This window comes from Kitasatospora sp. NPDC002227 (assembly GCF_040296285.1).
Taxonomy (GTDB): Bacteria; Actinomycetota; Actinomycetes; order Streptomycetales; family Streptomycetaceae; genus Kitasatospora.
The window spans coordinates 57159-71922 of the sequence record NZ_JBEOWY010000032.1; the positions used below are offsets into that span (position 1 = coordinate 57159).

At 69.0% G+C, this 14764-nt stretch carries 11 protein-coding genes; 5 read left to right on the forward strand and 6 right to left on the reverse strand.

What is annotated here, in order from left to right:
- Window positions 1–323 precede the first annotated feature (323 nt).
- The gene (locus ABT095_RS25545) at window positions 324–1844 is read left to right on the forward strand and encodes a glycosyltransferase family 39 protein (protein WP_350531821.1); all 1521 of its coding nucleotides are present in this window, start codon (window positions 324–326) and stop codon (window positions 1842–1844) included.
- A gap of 421 nt (window positions 1845–2265) precedes the next feature.
- On the opposite strand, the gene ABT095_RS25550 is transcribed toward ABT095_RS25545, so the two are convergent.
- The 3 genes from ABT095_RS25550 to ABT095_RS25560 form a co-directional block, all read right to left on the reverse strand.
- Window positions 2266–2910: an ABC transporter ATP-binding protein gene (locus ABT095_RS25550; protein ID WP_350531822.1), complete on the reverse strand. Its 645-nt coding sequence runs from the start codon at window positions 2908–2910 to the stop codon at window positions 2266–2268.
- Between the two features lie 40 nt (window positions 2911–2950).
- The gene (locus ABT095_RS25555; RefSeq protein ID WP_350531823.1) at window positions 2951–4882 is read right to left on the reverse strand and encodes a hypothetical protein; all 1932 of its coding nucleotides are present in this window, start codon (window positions 4880–4882) and stop codon (window positions 2951–2953) included.
- A gap of 132 nt (window positions 4883–5014) precedes the next feature.
- A complete protein-coding gene (locus tag ABT095_RS25560; RefSeq protein WP_350531824.1) occupies window positions 5015–5359 on the reverse strand; it encodes a lactococcin 972 family bacteriocin in 345 nt (114 codons plus the stop codon).
- Window positions 5360–5725: 366 nt separating this feature from the next.
- Here ABT095_RS25560 and ABT095_RS25565 point away from each other — a divergent pair, with 366 nt between their 5' ends.
- The 3 genes from ABT095_RS25565 (at window position 5726) to ABT095_RS25575 (ending at window position 9154) form a co-directional block, all read left to right on the forward strand.
- Complete coding sequence (locus ABT095_RS25565; RefSeq protein WP_350531825.1) at window positions 5726–6091, forward strand: hypothetical protein; 366 nt, start codon at window positions 5726–5728, stop codon at window positions 6089–6091.
- A gap of 94 nt (window positions 6092–6185) precedes the next feature.
- Window positions 6186–6908: an ABC transporter ATP-binding protein gene (locus tag ABT095_RS25570; protein ID WP_350531826.1), complete on the forward strand. Its 723-nt coding sequence runs from the start codon at window positions 6186–6188 to the stop codon at window positions 6906–6908.
- Window positions 6908–9154, forward strand: a complete 2247-nt coding sequence (locus tag ABT095_RS25575; protein WP_350531827.1) for an ABC transporter permease — start codon at window positions 6908–6910, stop codon at window positions 9152–9154. Before ABT095_RS25570 ends, ABT095_RS25575 begins: the two co-directional genes overlap by 1 nt.
- 81 nt (window positions 9155–9235) lie before the next feature.
- Here ABT095_RS25575 and ABT095_RS25580 read toward each other — a convergent pair whose 3' ends face one another.
- Window positions 9236–11119 carry a galactose oxidase early set domain-containing protein gene (locus ABT095_RS25580; RefSeq protein WP_350531828.1) on the reverse strand — a complete coding sequence of 628 codons (1884 nt, stop codon included), beginning with the start codon at window positions 11117–11119 and terminating at the stop codon, window positions 9236–9238.
- 216 nt (window positions 11120–11335) lie between these two features.
- On the opposite strand from ABT095_RS25580, the gene ABT095_RS25585 reads away from it, so the two are divergent.
- Window positions 11336–11737, forward strand: a complete 402-nt coding sequence (locus ABT095_RS25585) for a hypothetical protein (protein ID WP_350531829.1) — start codon at window positions 11336–11338, stop codon at window positions 11735–11737.
- Between the two features lie 104 nt (window positions 11738–11841).
- Here ABT095_RS25585 and ABT095_RS25590 read toward each other — a convergent pair whose 3' ends face one another.
- Both ABT095_RS25590 and ABT095_RS25595 read right to left on the reverse strand, forming a co-directional pair.
- Complete coding sequence (locus ABT095_RS25590) at window positions 11842–12402, reverse strand: NADPH-dependent FMN reductase (RefSeq protein ID WP_350531830.1); 561 nt, start codon at window positions 12400–12402, stop codon at window positions 11842–11844.
- Between the two features lie 32 nt (window positions 12403–12434).
- Window positions 12435–14402: a glycoside hydrolase domain-containing protein gene (locus ABT095_RS25595; RefSeq protein ID WP_350531831.1), complete on the reverse strand. Its 1968-nt coding sequence runs from the start codon at window positions 14400–14402 to the stop codon at window positions 12435–12437.
- Between the last annotated feature and the right edge of the window lie 362 nt (window positions 14403–14764).

Sequence of the window (14764 nt, forward strand, 5' to 3'; positions counted from 1 at the left end):
CGATCACTGTACGTGCCGCGATTCCAATATGCAGTCAGACAATGTGCGGCAATGGGAAACTGAACGTCATAGAAATTGTTCACCTTGGATGCGGGATTGACCGCCGAGGTCGAATTCATGGGCGGGCTTTCCGGTCGCAGAGGCCCGGTTGTGCCGCGAGAAGTAATTCACTTCAGATACCTCGAGCCGGTTGCCGAATCAGCTTCCGTACATGGGTAGCCAGTTTCACTGGATCTCCGATCTCGGATGTCCAAGCGCTACGGCGTCGCCTTCTACCGGCAGACAGGCCGCGTGCGGTCGCGAAGCGAAAGGCCCTGACCACGATGACTGCCCCACTGCCGGCTCTGGAGACCGGCGCTCCGGCGCCCCGGGCCACCTGTCAACCGCCACCCCCGACCCGACCCGACCGGGCAGCCGGTCTGCTCGCCCGTACGATCTGGCTCTGGCCGGCCCTGCTCACGCTCTTCCTCGGCACCCGGGGCAGTTGGCGCCCGCAGCTGTGGCGGGACGAGCTGGCCACCTGGAGCGCGGCCACCCGGAGCATCGGCGAACTGTTCGACCTGCTGCGACACGTCGACGCATCCTCCGGCGCCTACTACCTGTTGATGCACGGATGGGTGGGCCTCTTCGGCGATTCAGCGACGGTGCTCCGGCTGCCGTCCGCGCTGGCGCTGACCGGGGCGGCGATCTTCGTCACCTTGACGGCCCGTCGACTCTTCGGCCTGACCTCCGCGCTGATCTCTGGCTTGTTGTTCGCGGCGGTGCCGGCCGTCTCGCGCTACGCGCAGGAGGCGCGCTCGTACGCCTTCGTGATGCTCGCGGTGTCGATGGCCGCCTGGCTGCTCTTCCGTGCCTTGGAGCGGCCGACGCTGCTGCGCTGGCTGCCTTACGCGGTGGCGGTGGCGGCGGCCGGGGCACTGCACCTGGTCTCGCTCGTCTTCCTGGCCAGCCACGCCGTGATCGTGGCGATGCGTTGGTGGCGGCGGCGTGAGCGCGGGTTGCTGTTCGGCTTCCCGGCGGCGGTCGTCGTCGGCCTGCTGCCGGTGGTCCCGCTGATGGTGCTCGGTCAGCGCCAGGTCGCCCGGCAGATCTCCATGCTGAAGGCACCGGAGCTGCATCTCCTCCCCGGCTACTGGCACGGCCTGTTCGGCTCGGCGCTGGTCAGCGTCGGCGTGTTGGCGCTGTGCGCGATCCCGGCCGGGTGGGCTCGTGGGCGGCGGCAGGCCTTCGAGATCGGGCTGATTGCCGCGCTGCCGATCCTGCTGACCTGGTTCCTCTCCAAAGGCGAGATCTCCTACTTCCTCGACCGGTACCAGCTCTACACCGTGCCGGCCTGGGCGGTGTTGGCCGGGGCCGGGCTGGGCTCGCTCCGGCCCCGCGGGGTCGGAGCGGCCGGCCTGGCGGTGGTGCTGTTGCTCGGCGTACCCGACCAGATGCGGCTGCGCACCACCACCTCGCACGAGCTGACCGACGGCAGGGCGGCGGCGAAGATCATCGAGGGCGGCTATCGGCCGGGCGACGGCTTCGTTCCGCTCCGTGGCTCAGTGCCCTGGATGATGATCGATTTCGAGATCGCCTACTACCTTCCGGAACATGTGCGCCTCAAGGACGTGTTCGCGGCGAAGACCCCGCTGGAGCGGGCGGACCTCTTCGCTCAGCCGTGCGAACAGCCGGCCGCCTGCCTCGCCGGGACCGACCGGGTGTGGGTGGTCACCATGGGCGAGGCCGACGATCCGTACGCCGAGCTGCCCGCGGAGGAGGCGGCCGCGCTGCGGGCCAGTTACCGGCCGACCCTGATCGAGCACGTACGCGGCCTCACCGTCTCCTTGTCTGAGCGGAGGTAGCCGCGCCAAAGGGCACGCCTTGCTTCATCGGCCTTCGCAGAGGCAGGGGAGCCCAGCGATGCAGAGACACGGCAGGCCAGGGATCGGGATCGGGAGCGGGATCACGATGGCCTTGGTGCTGGGCGCGTTCACCGGGACTGCGCTTGCGGGTGTCGCGGCAAACACGGGAATTGCGGTTGCGGCCATGAGAAGCACGGCGCCGGCGGCGCGGACGGCACTGCGGTGGGTGGTCATGACGACCTCCTTCTAGGTGGGTGTTTCCCGATCGAGACGTACCCCCGCAGCTCCTGTGGCACGTCCGGCATCACTGGCTTGGACGCCGGGTTTGCACCGGATGGCATTGCCGGGTATTCCGTGACAGAGGGCCGTGGTAAGGGCTGGATCCGCGAGAGGTCAGCTGTCCTGGGCTTGGTGGAGTCGTCTACGGGTCGGCGCGGAGTCCGGGCGGGCGGCCGGAGGTGACCTCGTGCTGCCGTGCGCAGGCTTCGATCATCTCGGTGTCGTGCGTGGAGACGATGACCGTGCAGCCACTCTCGGCGAACCCCGCGAACAGGTTGATGACCACCTTGCGGTTCGCCGCGTCGAGTGAGGCCGTCGGCTCGTCGGCAAAGAGGATCTTGGCCTCCTTGTAGATGGCACGGGCCAGGGCGAGTCGCTGCTTCTCGCCGCCACTGAGCCGGCCGGCTGGTTCGTCCAGTCGGCCGGCCAGACCTGTCTGCTCCAGGGCCCGTTCCATGCGCCGCTGGTCGCCGGCGCCCCTGCGGCGCCCCAGGAATCCTGTGCGCATCGTGACATTGAAGGCGACCGACTCCTCGTCCATGAGGCCGTAGTCCTGGAGCACGAAGGCAGCGTGATCGCGCCAGAACCGGCGCTGCGCGGCTGCGCCGTAACGTGTGACGTCGTGCCCGTCGATGACGATGTGTCCGCGGTCGATGGGGAGGAGCAGTCCGAGGCAGTGCAGCAGAGTGGTCTTCCCGGACCCGCTGGGGCCGATGAGAGCGGTCATGCTTCCGGGGTGGCAGCTCAGTGTCTCGCTGTCGAGGATGGCCTGGCCGCCGATCGCCACTGATATTCCTTGAGCTTCTACAATCATTCCTGAACTCCGATCAGATCTTGCGCCGACTGACGGCGGAAAAACACCAGCGGGCAGCGATGAGATGGCTGACTATGGTGGTGGAAAGGCCGAAAGCCGAAGCTGTCAGAACAGCCGTCACCTCAGTGGACTGCTGGACCAGGATCACTGCGGTCATCAGGCCGGCTCCGGCCAGTACCTCCTTCGCCACCCGGTCCCGGAGCACCCAGGCCCACGGATGCCCGGCCGTCCTCAGCGGGAAGTCGCGCTTCGTGTGGAGCTGGGCGCTGATCACTGCGCTGACGACCGCGGCGACGACGAATGCCACGACCAGCGCCAGAAGGGCGAGATTCAGCAACCATGTGACATGGGCGGCGAACTGGGCTTTGAGGAGGCCCTCTTCCGCGATGTAGACCAGGTCCACGTCACCCCCGAACCCTGCGGCGCGAAGATCGGCAACAGTGAGCCTGTGCTGCTCCAGCATCCCCTGAATCGGCGTCAGGCCGGCGAACACGATATGCCGCGTGGAAACCAGCGACGTCAAATTCCGATCATTGATCATGCCGAAAAGGGACGGCATGACGGCGATGAGGACATTGTCCGGGAACATGAGGCTCCCGCCTCTGGAATTGACCGGAATTCGAACCTCGCCGACAGGCTTCACGTACCTGAACTGTGCCATCAGCTCATTTCCTGGAAGCTTGTTCCGTGACCAGATCTCGAACTGTTCGCCGAAGGCCTCGACAACCATCTGCCTGACCTGCTCGAACGGCACCTCACTGAGCGAGCGGTTCACCGGTCCCGAGGAGAAGAGGTTCATCCACGCCTGGTTCACGAAGGCGACGGCCGAGTACCCGCCGAGATCGCCGCTCCAGTCCTGCGGGGTCATCGTGTACGAGAACGCGGCGGAGCCCTGGGCTTCCGCCTCCTCGACCAGTTGGCCGACTCTCGGCTCGGTCCAGTCCATCGCCCCGCCGCCCATGTTGAACCGGATGCCGACCTGATCGGACAACCGGCTCCACTGGGCGGTCTCGGCCGCCTGGGCGGAGGAGTACTTGTGCGCGGCCCAGGCCGGCCCGGCAGCCGCTGCCACCAGGACGAACGTCAGTGCCTGGACCACAGAGGCAGCCTTGCGAAGGCTGTGCACCGCGGGCCGGCGCCGGGCCAGCATGGCAGCGCCTGGCCACGCCGAGACGGAGAGAGCAAGCATCGTGCACAGCGATGCGGCGATGACGGCGCCCTCAAGACCGGCCAGCACCTGCAGGAACAGAAGCGCAGGGGGCCAACCGCGCGTCACGACCACAGAGCCGCCCGCCACGAGGGCGACCGCCGCGGAGGAAGCCAGCAATACCCCGGCGAACCCACTCAGGTCCTGGGCGTGAATGCGCGAAGTCTGACAGCCGGCCAGCACCCGCAGTGCCCGCCCCCGAGCCCGCGCCGACAGCCAGAACAACGCCAACGCCACGACCAGTGCGAACGCGGCGAGGACGGCTGCGCCGAAACTGCCCTCCTTCGCGACGAAGACGAAGCTGTCGACCACGGAGGCGTCGGTGGTGTCCACCTGCACCCCGGAGGACACCAGGGCCTTCTCGACCTCACCGAGGCCGGCCCGGTCGCCGGTCAGGAGATACGTGCCGTCGGGCGGAGAGTGATCGAGTCGCTCCCGCCCGAGCACTTGGCCCGGCGCGCCACCGCCGAACCACCGGAACTCAGCAGGGAAGTTGCCCTCGCTGAGGGGAACGTAGACCTTCGCGTTGCCATCGCCCGCCAGGTCGGGAGCGATCTTGACCAGGCCCAGGTGCAGGCGATCGTCCATTTCCTGCAAGGCCGCCTGTGCGTCGCGCTCGGTCAACGCCGAGCTGTGGAAGTTGAGGCCGATCCGGCTCCTGGCCCCGAGCGCCTGTGGGAAGTCCCGGTCATGGAGGTCGGTGACGATACCGGCCACCAGGGCGAGCAGGGCGAACAAGGTCCCCGCCGCGACTACAACAACACGCCTGTACAAGAACCCTCCATGCCAATCAGAAAACCCGGCCACTCCAAGGAACACCTGCGTCCCGGCGCACAAGGTGGCCGGGGCGCAGGTCGAAGCCGCTCGAGATCAGCAGGTGCGGTAGTAGTACTCAGCCTTCATGTTGGGACTGTTGACCGTCCCGACCTCGGCGATGGACTTGTGCCCCGACGCGGTGTCGGCGCTCCTGCTCCGGTTCACCTCCTTGCCGTTGATCAGCTTGAGCACGGTCGACCCGTGGCACTTGTTCACCGTGTAGTACGAGCGCAGCGCGGCGTTCTGGAAGCCGTACTCCCAGCTGCCGCCCTCGGCGGGATACTGCGTCGTCATCCCGGGGTTGCCCCAGGCGCTGGCGCTGGCGGGAGCTGCGGCAACGCCGACGGCAGCGGCGGACATTGCCGCCACCGCACAGAATGCTTTCGTGAAACGATTCATGAACTCTCTCCTGGATCAAGGTGAAAGCCTCGCTCGAAATGCCCGTGGGCGGTCTTAATCGGGGTCCGAATGTGACCTTTCAGGTGGGTCGGGCGATGATGAAGCTAGCCGCAGCATTCGATGCAGTAAATACACGAAGGATGTGTGTAGATGCGACGAAATCCACGGCAGGAAATGACTTTAGCTGCCTTCGGGGGATGGCGCTGTTGGGCCGTCGGCCGACCCCGGGTTGGCCAGTCGGGACGGATGCGATCTCCTTCGTTGCCGCCGGAATCAACTATCGGCTCTCCATTGATGTTGATCATGGTTTGGCGCAAGTACGTGTGCCTGAGACGGAAGGCGCACGAATGGTCAACAGGAGGATCGATGTCGATACGTCAGGCAGGCGGCAAGTTCGCGGCGGTAGCGCTGATCGGGGGCGCGGTGCTGGGGGCTTCGCCGGCCTTCGCCGCCAACCACGACTCGTCTGTGACGGGTTCCACGGCCTGGAGTCACGGCGCCAATGGCCAGGTGGCGGTGAAGGACACCGCCGCGGACAGCCATTCGGTCTACGTGCGGTACTACCGTCTGCATACGAATGGCGAACAGCGGCTGAACAACCACGGTGGGTCGGGCACCACCCTCTCCAGCGCCAATGACACTGCCCACCCGGTCTCCCAGATCAAGGCCTGCGTCGACATCCAGTTCGGCTCCGACCGGTGCGACGGGACCTGGCAGTTCGTCGAGAACTGACCAGGGCTGAACAACAGTTGAGCGCCGTCGGGGTGGCTGTCAGTAGGTGGCCACCCCGACGGCCGCTCAAGGGATCCATGGAGAGGGAACGCCAATGGCGCAAGTGCACGAGGGCGATGCGGGGGCCGGTCAGCCGGCACTGGAGATCAGCGGGGTGTCATACGAGCTGGGCGACGGCCGGGAGTTGTTCAGGGATCTCGCCTTGGAGCTGAAAGCCGGAGAGACGGTCGCGGTCACCGGATCGAGCGGCTCGGGCAAGAGCACACTGCTCTCCTGTGTCCTGGGTCTGCAGCGTCCCCGCTCCGGGAGCATCCGCGTCGCTGGAGCCGAGGTTGCCGCGCTGCGGGGGCGCCAACTGGCGGAGTTTCGGCGGAGCCGGCTCGGCATGGTATTCCAGTTCGGCGAGCTGCTCCCGGAACTCTCCCCGACCGACAACGTGGCGCTGGCCGCCCTGCTGGCCGGTCACGGGAGGAAGCGGTCCTACCGGCGCGCGGCCGCACTGCTCGGCGAACTCGGAGTCCCGGCTGCTGCCACCACCGACCGCCTGTCGGGCGGAGAACGCCAGCGCACTGCCGTCGCCCGAGCCCTGGTCAACTCTCCCGCGCTGCTGCTGGCCGACGAGCCCACCGGCGCCCTTGACGCTGCGGCCCGTGACAAGGTGGCCGAGCTGCTCTTCACCATGCCGAGTAGGTTCGGCTGCGCGGTGCTTGTCGTCACCCATGACCTCGATGTCGCGGCCCGCGCGGACCGAGTCCTGGAGTTGAGGGATGGTCAACTGACCGCTGATGCTGGCGCGCCGATCGGGCGGGTCGCCTGATGCCCGCGTACCGCGGGACGAAGGTCAGCGGGGTCCGGACGCAACTGTTGCGGCTGGGCTGGTCAGCCGGGTGGCGGGCGGAGGCGGGGAAGACCCGGTTCATCGCCTTGGCCTGTGCCACGTTGGTGCTGGCGCTGGTCACGCTGGCGACGGCCGCCACCTGGGCGACGTATCAGGGCCGGGCCGAGCGCCAAGCCGCGCGGTCGCCCGTCATGCTGTCCGGTGAGGGTACGCGGGATGCCTCGGCGCTGTGGGGTGCGGGATTCGACACGGTTGCCGGTCAGCAGTTCTCTGTCGTCTACCTCTCGCCCCTCGTGGAGAACGCGCCGCTTCCCCCGGGTGTGGACCACTGGCCGGCCCCCGGCCAGGCCGTGCTCTCCGAGGCGCTGGCCGAGCAGGGCGCCGCGGAAGGGATCGCCGAGCGCTACGGCACGGTGGTGGGGCGGATCGCACCCGAGGGCTTGGCGGTTCCCGGCGAACGCCTGGCCTACATCCGCCCGGTGCCTGACCTGATGCCTCCCACCGCGCGACTGCATCCCATCACTGGTTACGGTACGGAGCCCGCCGATTCCTCCTTCGGTGACCCGCTGTTCGTCGGGCCGCAGTGGGAGTTCCAGCTGCTGCTGACTCTCCTGCTGGGCCTGCCCGCTCTCGTCCTGCTGGCCGTCGCGGCTCGGGCGGGCGCCCACGCCCGGGACAGGCGCACCGCGCTGGTCGGGGTGCTGGGTGGGCGTACCCGCGACCGTCTCCTGATCGCCCTGGCCGAAGCCGTCGCTCCCGTCGCTCTCGGCGCCACCCTGGCTGCGGCGGCAGCTGGCTGGGCCGGCGGGCGGGACGTGTGGCTGCCGCTGGCCGAGTACCAGCTCGCGGCGGCCGATCTCCGGCACTGCGCCTTGCTGATGGCCCTGGCCTGGCTGGGGGCGGTCGGCCTGACGCTGGCCGTCGCGAGTGCTGCCGCCCTGCGCCGATCGAACCGGCGGGGCGAGCGGAGAGTACGGCCGCACGCTCCGACCTCGGCCCTGCGCCGCTGGGCCCTGGCCTGTCCGCTGATGCTGCTGGTCGCCGTCCGTGGCCCTGAGTTCTTTCCGCCCCTCTCCGCCGCTGCCGTCCTCACGCACTACATCGGCGCGCTGGCCACCCTCGCGACACTCCCTGCGGTGATCGCCGTCCTGACCGCTGCCGCCGGACGCGGTCTGGCGCGCCTCGGCCGCGGCCTCGGCAGCCCGGCGATGATCGTCGCGGGCCGACGCAGCGCCGTCCATCCCCGCCCGGTGGCCCGAGTCGTGGCCGGAGTGGTCGTCGCCATCGGCCTCCTGATCCAGGGGCATATGTGGTACGCCGCCTATTCCGAGTTGGCGGTCCAGGCGCGGTCGATGCAGCAGCGCTTCGGCGACACCGTGCTGAACATCGGCCCGTACAACACCCCGACGCCGGATCAACTCACCGCCCTTTACCATCAGTTCCCGGCGAACGCCGCTCCGCTCACACTGACCGTGCCCTTCGGCGCGGACGTGGGCGAGGTCGAGGTCGTGCTGACCGGTGGCTGCCCCGCACTGACCGCGCTGCGGCTGCCGTGCACGGGCGAGCCGACGGCGGTTCCAGCCGACGCGGAGGACCAGCGAGTACGGGCCCTGGTGAACTTCTACGCGGACGGCTCGGGCGCCGCGCAGGCGGTCGAGGGTGACCCCGTGACCTCGCCCCTGCCGGACGACGGCATTCGGCGGAAGGCGGTCCGGCTGCTGGTCTCCACCGACGGGACCGACCTGCCTACCGCAGCGATCCAGAACCTGGCCTTCCGGACGCTTCCGCAAGGCGCGGCGGTGTCCTCCCTGGGCGGCGGCTGGTTGGTCGGCGCGACTCTCCAGCAGGCTCAGAGCAACTGGATCGTGCTGTTCGGCCTGATCGGTACGTTCATCCTCGCCGCCGCCATCGGCCTGAGCGGGCTTGCCGAGTTCATCCGTTCAGGAAGGGCGCTGGCCCCGCTCAGCGTCCTGACCGGCAGACGGCGGGTGCACCTCCACACCGCGGCATGGAGCGTCCTGCTGCCGATGGTGCTCGCCGGTCTCGCGGGCGAGGTGGTCGGCGGGTGGTTGGCGGCCTCCTCTCCGACCGGAGACCGTCCGCCGGCCGACGTCGTCTTCACGGCCTGCACGGTGGGTACCGGCGTGCTTGCCCTGGTCCTCTGGCTCTGGGGATCGGCCGTCACCATCAGGCAGGCCGGCTCCTGGCACCCGACCGGAGACTGAGGCGCGGAGCGCTCGGCTGGGAAGCCCCAGCCGAGCGCTTGCATCAACTGCTCGTGGTCTGAACTACCAGCTGCGTCGGCTTCAGAGGCCGGCGATCTGGACGAACTTGGCCACGCTGGGCACGCCCTGGGCGTTGAGGAGGAAGAGCATGTAGTAGCCGGGCGGGGCCGCTGCGGGGTTCAGCGGGGCGGTCAGGGTGAGGCTCGAGGAGGTGCGGCCGACGATGGGCAGCTCGATGTACCGCTGGCTGGTGTCCACCGAGTGGGTGGAGGTGACCGGGGCCACCAGCACGGCCTTGGTGACGGCGCCGGCGGTGGGGCTGCCCACGGAGAAGGGGAGGCCGTAGCCGACCGCGTTGGTCGGGGCGGTGCTCAGCACTGGGCGCGGGCCCTGCGAGAGGTACGGCGGCTCGTACATCTCGATCGTGCCGTTGGCGTTCGGATCGGAGATGTTGGGGTTGCTGGCGAGCTGCTGCAGCTCGTCGCCGGTGACCATGATGCGGCCGTCCGGCAGCAGCACCGCGTTGGAGTGGTAGCCGCGCGGCAGCCGCTCGGCGGGGCCTAGCGTCCAGGTGCCGCTGGAGTCGCGCATCTCGGTCTGACGGTACTTGAAGTCGCCGTTGGGGTTGTAGTCACCGAAGCCGTAGTCGCGGATGCCGTAGGAGCCGTTGACGGTGAAGAGGTTGCCGTTGGGCAGGATGAGCGTGTCGTCCTGGGTACGGCCGAAGGCTCGCGGCGTGTCCTTGGCCCAGGTGCCGGTGGCGGCGGAGAACTTGTAGGTGTTCTTGTCGTTGCGGTCGCCGCCGAGGATCAGTGCGGAGTTCGGGCCGGCGGTGCCGTTCGGCAGTGCGACGGCGGCGCCGTACATCCGCATCCCGCCGTCGGGGCGGTTCGGCAGCGAGGTGCGGGTCTGGAGGACGGGGTCGAACTTGTACTGTTGGTCGGCGTCCCGGCCGAAGCCGTAGACCTTGCCGTCGTTGAGCGCGAACAGGTGCGGGTAGTCCATCCGGTACGGCGCGGTGGTGTTCTGCCACTTGCTGACCGGGTTGCCCCCGGTGTAGGTCTTGCCGTACGGGACGGCCAGCGGCGAGTTCGGGAACTGCTCGACGATCGGGGTGGGAGTGCCCCAGCCCAGCTCGGTCTGGCCGGACATGACGAGCTGGGTGCCATTCGCGGTGGTGACCGCGCTCGGGTACCAGCGGCCCACCGACATGTCCCCCTGCTGGAGCCACTGCTCGGCCCACGGGTCGAAGACCATGGTGTACCTGGTACCGGCGCCGCCGTTGCTGCCGAAGTTGCCGCCGAAGACGCTGACCATGCCGTTGGGCAGGTACGCGTGCCCGGCGCAGAACAGCGGTGCGGGGCGCGGCTCGTTCTCACCGTCGTTCGGATTGACGATCGGCGGCGGGACGGCCTTGAACGCGCTGGCGCCGGTGCCCGCGCTCGGATCCCACAGGTAGGCCCGGCCGGCGTTCTCCTTGCCGATGGTCTGGGTCGGTGCGGGCTCGTGCTGCGGGTTGGTGTCGATCCGCTCGAACGAGAAGAGCAGCACCTTGCCGGTGGGCAGCAGGGCGACGTGGTCGCCGAAGTCCGGGGAGGTGAAGTAGTCGGTGAACCGGCCGTACCGCGACGCGTCGGGGAACCCGGCGTTGATCTGGGCCTGGGAGTCGGTCAGGGACTGCAGGCGCTGGGCCCGGATGGGGTCGGGGTAGGCGCCTACGTCGCGCAGCGCGATGCGGTCCTTGGCCAGGGACTCGGCGGCGTCCTGGCCGAGTGCCGCCACCTCGTCCTTGCGGATCTCAGCCCGCACCTGTTCGGGCGTGATGCGTAGCTGGCCGATGCCGCCGCCGGGCTGGTCGGCGGTGCGGGCGGAGGCGGTGGACGGCGGTGTGATCGCTGCTGTGGTGGTCAGGGCCAGGACGGCCGTGGTGGCCGCGAGTGCCACAGACAGGCGTCTGCGTGACATCGAACTCCTCAGGTTGGGTACCGGCCCGCCTCCGGTGGACCACCTCGGCGAGCACGTTCCGTTAACTGCGTAACACGCTCAGTGTTCGATCCTGATGCTGACATGCCGTGAACATCGACGCCCCCTGACTTCGTCCATCGGCGGAGTGTCGGGCGCTGTGCCGATCGAGCCCGTGTTGAAATGCCGCAAAACAGACTTTTCGGAAGGAATCCGCTGATGAACCTTATCGTCCGCGGCAGCATCGCCGCTGCCGCCGGCTTCGCGATGCTGCTGACCACCGCCGGAGCCAGCGCGGCGGCTGGCCGGCCGCGGGAGATCACGCCGGTCAACGAGCCCGGGCCCCCCATGGTGCACGGTGCCGACGGCACCGAGCGGACGATCATGTGCGCCCCGGACCAGTTCGCGATGGGCGGCGGCTTCCTCGTCTCCGCAGGCGCCGGCCAGCAGCTTGCTACCACCCCGGCCGACGTCATCACCAGCCGGCCGACCGAGGACTCCACCGGCTGGATCGTGGCCGTGAAGAAGAACGAGGTCCCGACCGGCGGTGGCACGGCCACGCCCGCCGACCTCACCGTCTACGTCGTCTGCGCCCAGGGCGAGATGACTACCGGCGCCTGACCGGCCGAGGGCCTGCGCACGAGGGCAGGGCCTCCCGGGCAGCTCCTGGGTGGCGAGCCCATGAGCCGCACAGGAGGCCCTGCCATGTGATCGGAGCCTGCCGGTCACGGCCGCACACATGCTGCGAGGGCGGCGGTCTCGACCAGGCCGCGCAGTGCGGACAGTACCTCGGCGCCCGTCAACTCCCCGGCCGGATCCAGGCGTTCCTCGACGCAGGTGACGGTGAAGGTACTGTGTCCGACCACCATTGCCCCTGCCGTGTCGAGGACCGGCAGGAGAGCCGACCGGGCATCCAGCACGCTGAGTCGTCCCGGCGAGGCGCTCAGGACCGCCACCGGCTTTCCGGCGAGCACGCTCTCGCCGTGCGGCCGGGAGAGCCAGTCCAGGGCAGTGTTCAGCACCCCCGGCGTGGCGCCCTTGTACGACGGCGTGCCGATGATGACCACATCGGCCTCGGCGACGACGGCGCGAGCCGCCAGCACCTCGGTGGGCGTGCCCGCCGCCTCGACCTCCCAGATGTAGTAGGGGAGCCGACCGATCGGCAGAACCACTGCCTCGGACGGCTGGGAGCGCTCCTCGATGATTCGCCCGACCGCTCGAAGCGCCGCCGAGTTGTAGGACTCCTGGCACAGGCTGCCCGAGATCAGGACGAACTTCGGCGTCACGAACCCTTCTGCTCTCTTCGGGGCGGCGTTCGTCAGCCCTTGTTCCACGTGCCGCTGGCCCAGATCGCTCCGGTCGGGGAGGCGCCACCTCGGCGGTACACGACGAGGTTGGCGTCGTCCTGCACCGCGGCGTACGCGCCGGGGCTCCAGAAGGTGCCGCTGGCCCAGAGTGCGCCGCCCGCCGAGGCGTTACCGCCCTTGCGGTAGACCACGAGATTGCCGTCCGGCTGCATCACCGCGTACGCGCCGGGGTTGCCGTACGTGCCCGAGGCCCAGAGCGGCGCGCCGTCCCGCTTCCGGTAGAGCACCAGGTTGCCGTCGTGCTGCATCACCAGCCAGGTGGTGGCCGACTGCGTCCACCGGCCCGGGGTGAACATCGTGCCCGGGCCCAGGGTGGCGCCGGCGCCGTAGGTATTGCTCGACCAGAGCGGGGAGCCGCCCCGGTAGAGCACGAAGTTGCCGTCGTCCTGGAGCACCGCGTGCCCGCCCGGCTGGTTCCAGGTCCGGGTGCTCCACAGTGCGTCCCTCGGTGAACCGCTGCCCTTGCGGTAGACCACGAGGTTGCCGTCCGGCTGCATCACTGCGTACGCGCCCGGGTGGCCGGCGGTGCCCGAGGCCCAGAGCGGGCCGCCCGGGGCGGAGCTCCGGGTCTTCGGGTACAGCACCAGGTTGCCGTCGCCCTGCATCACCAGAGTGGCGTTGGTGCTGTTCAGTGACTGGCCGGGCATCAGTTTCCGCTCCGGCGTCAGGAGGCTGCCCGGAGCCGGTACGGCCACGGCGTTGCGGTCGATCTGGATGCTGGCGTTGCCGTACGTCTCGGTGACGTTCTGCTGGAACTGGTGCACCCGGCTGGTGGGCCAGTACTGCGGGCCCGGCAGGACCATCCCCTGGTCCGAGGTGTCCGGGGCGGTGCTCCAACTGGCGGACCAGATCACATCCGGAGACGGGTAGTTCGCGTCGCCGTGCCTGGCGGCCAGGTGGGCCACGCCGCTGCTCGCGCTGGAGTAGACGCCGGAGCGGTGACCCAGACGGCGGACCTCGGTGGTCCAGCCGGCCAGGTAGGCGAGTACCCGGGCGCGGGCGGCCGGGGCGTAGTTCTCCATGTCGTTGTAGACCACGGTGCGCGGCCCGAATCCGAGCGCCTTTGCCTGCCGAACGGCCTCGGCCGCCTCCTTGGTGCCCTGCTGACGGGCCTTCGTCTCGTCCGCCGGTATCTGCGTCTTGAAGCGGGTGTTTCCCTGGCTGCCGACGTAGATCGGCAGGAAGGACCAGCCCTCCGCGGCCCGGTCGGCCACCCAGGTAGGGGTCAGATTCGGCTGCGCGCAGGCGCGCGCCGGGCCGCCGACGTAGATACCGATGGTCCGGTACGGGGAGGCCGCCCAGGCCTTCATGGTGTTCGCGGACGGGGCGGTGCAGGCGTCGAACCCGAGGCCGGTCGCCTCCGTGCTGGGGGCCGGGCCCTTCATCTGGGGCCGGAGCGACTTGGGCCGCGCGGCCCCCGGGCCGGGGGAGGCCGAGGAGTCGGCCCGGGCCCCGTCCAGGATGGCCCGCACCCGGTCGGCGTCGCCCTGGTAGCCGGCCGTCACCCGCAGGCCGGTACCGGCGATCCCCACCGTGAACTCATGGTCCGCCGCACCGGCCGCGACGACTGCGGCCGGTACCGGGGCGCCCGGAGCCAGCTCCGTGACCGGGGTGTCGCCGCTCCGCTCGGGGGTGACCAGCAGGCTGTCGGCCTTCTCCGCGACGAGGTGGGACGGGCAGTCCTGCTGCTCGCCGGGGGTGCCCAGGTAGACGGTGTTCCGATCCTGCCGAACGCAGGTGGTCGGCGCCTTGGCCAGATCGACCACCTGCCAGCCGTCCGGAACCCGCAAGTGGTAACCCCGGTAGGTGACTTGCTGCCCGGTCGGCGATGGTGCGGCCGCCACCGCCGGAGCGGCGGTGAGCAGTCCTGTGGCGGCAAGCACGAGGGCGGTGGCCTGGCTGGTCAGCCGGAGCTGCATGGGGAGTTGGCCTCTCTGTCGGATCGAAGCGTCATAAATTCTGCTGAATCGCGCATCGAAACCGGACAGTACCGGGAAGGCCTGCAGCGAATGTTGGCCCGATCATTCACTTTCGTTCGTGCTGGAATTTACATAAGTGGTCGCCGGAGGCCCTACTTTGGTCTGTGTCGCCTTGAATCCGATGTGCTGCTGTCCTGTTCGGACATCGGGTCAAGGCGACATTTACTTTGTCGGTTCAACCCTGAAAAGGTCCCATGCGTATTCCCAGTGCACTCGTGGCCGGTATCTGCATGCCGCTGTTGGCGGTGTCGGCAACGAGCGCGGCTCCCGCGGAGAGGAGCATCGACCGGGGCCTTCTCTCA

Coding starts and splice junctions, on each gene's coding strand:
- ABT095_RS25545 (WP_350531821.1), top strand. CDS start 324: ATGACTGCCCCACTGCCGGCTCTGGAGACCGGCGCTCCGGCGCCCCGG.
- ABT095_RS25560 (WP_350531824.1), bottom strand. CDS start 5,359: ATGAATCGTTTCACGAAAGCATTCTGTGCGGTGGCGGCAATGTCCGCC.
- ABT095_RS25565 (WP_350531825.1), top strand. CDS start 5,726: ATGTCGATACGTCAGGCAGGCGGCAAGTTCGCGGCGGTAGCGCTGATC.
- ABT095_RS25570 (WP_350531826.1), top strand. CDS start 6,186: ATGGCGCAAGTGCACGAGGGCGATGCGGGGGCCGGTCAGCCGGCACTG.
- ABT095_RS25575 (WP_350531827.1), top strand. CDS start 6,908: ATGCCCGCGTACCGCGGGACGAAGGTCAGCGGGGTCCGGACGCAACTG.
- ABT095_RS25580 (WP_350531828.1), bottom strand. CDS start 11,119: ATGTCACGCAGACGCCTGTCTGTGGCACTCGCGGCCACCACGGCCGTC.
- ABT095_RS25585 (WP_350531829.1), top strand. CDS start 11,336: ATGAACCTTATCGTCCGCGGCAGCATCGCCGCTGCCGCCGGCTTCGCG.
- ABT095_RS25595 (WP_350531831.1), bottom strand. CDS start 14,402: ATGCAGCTCCGGCTGACCAGCCAGGCCACCGCCCTCGTGCTTGCCGCC.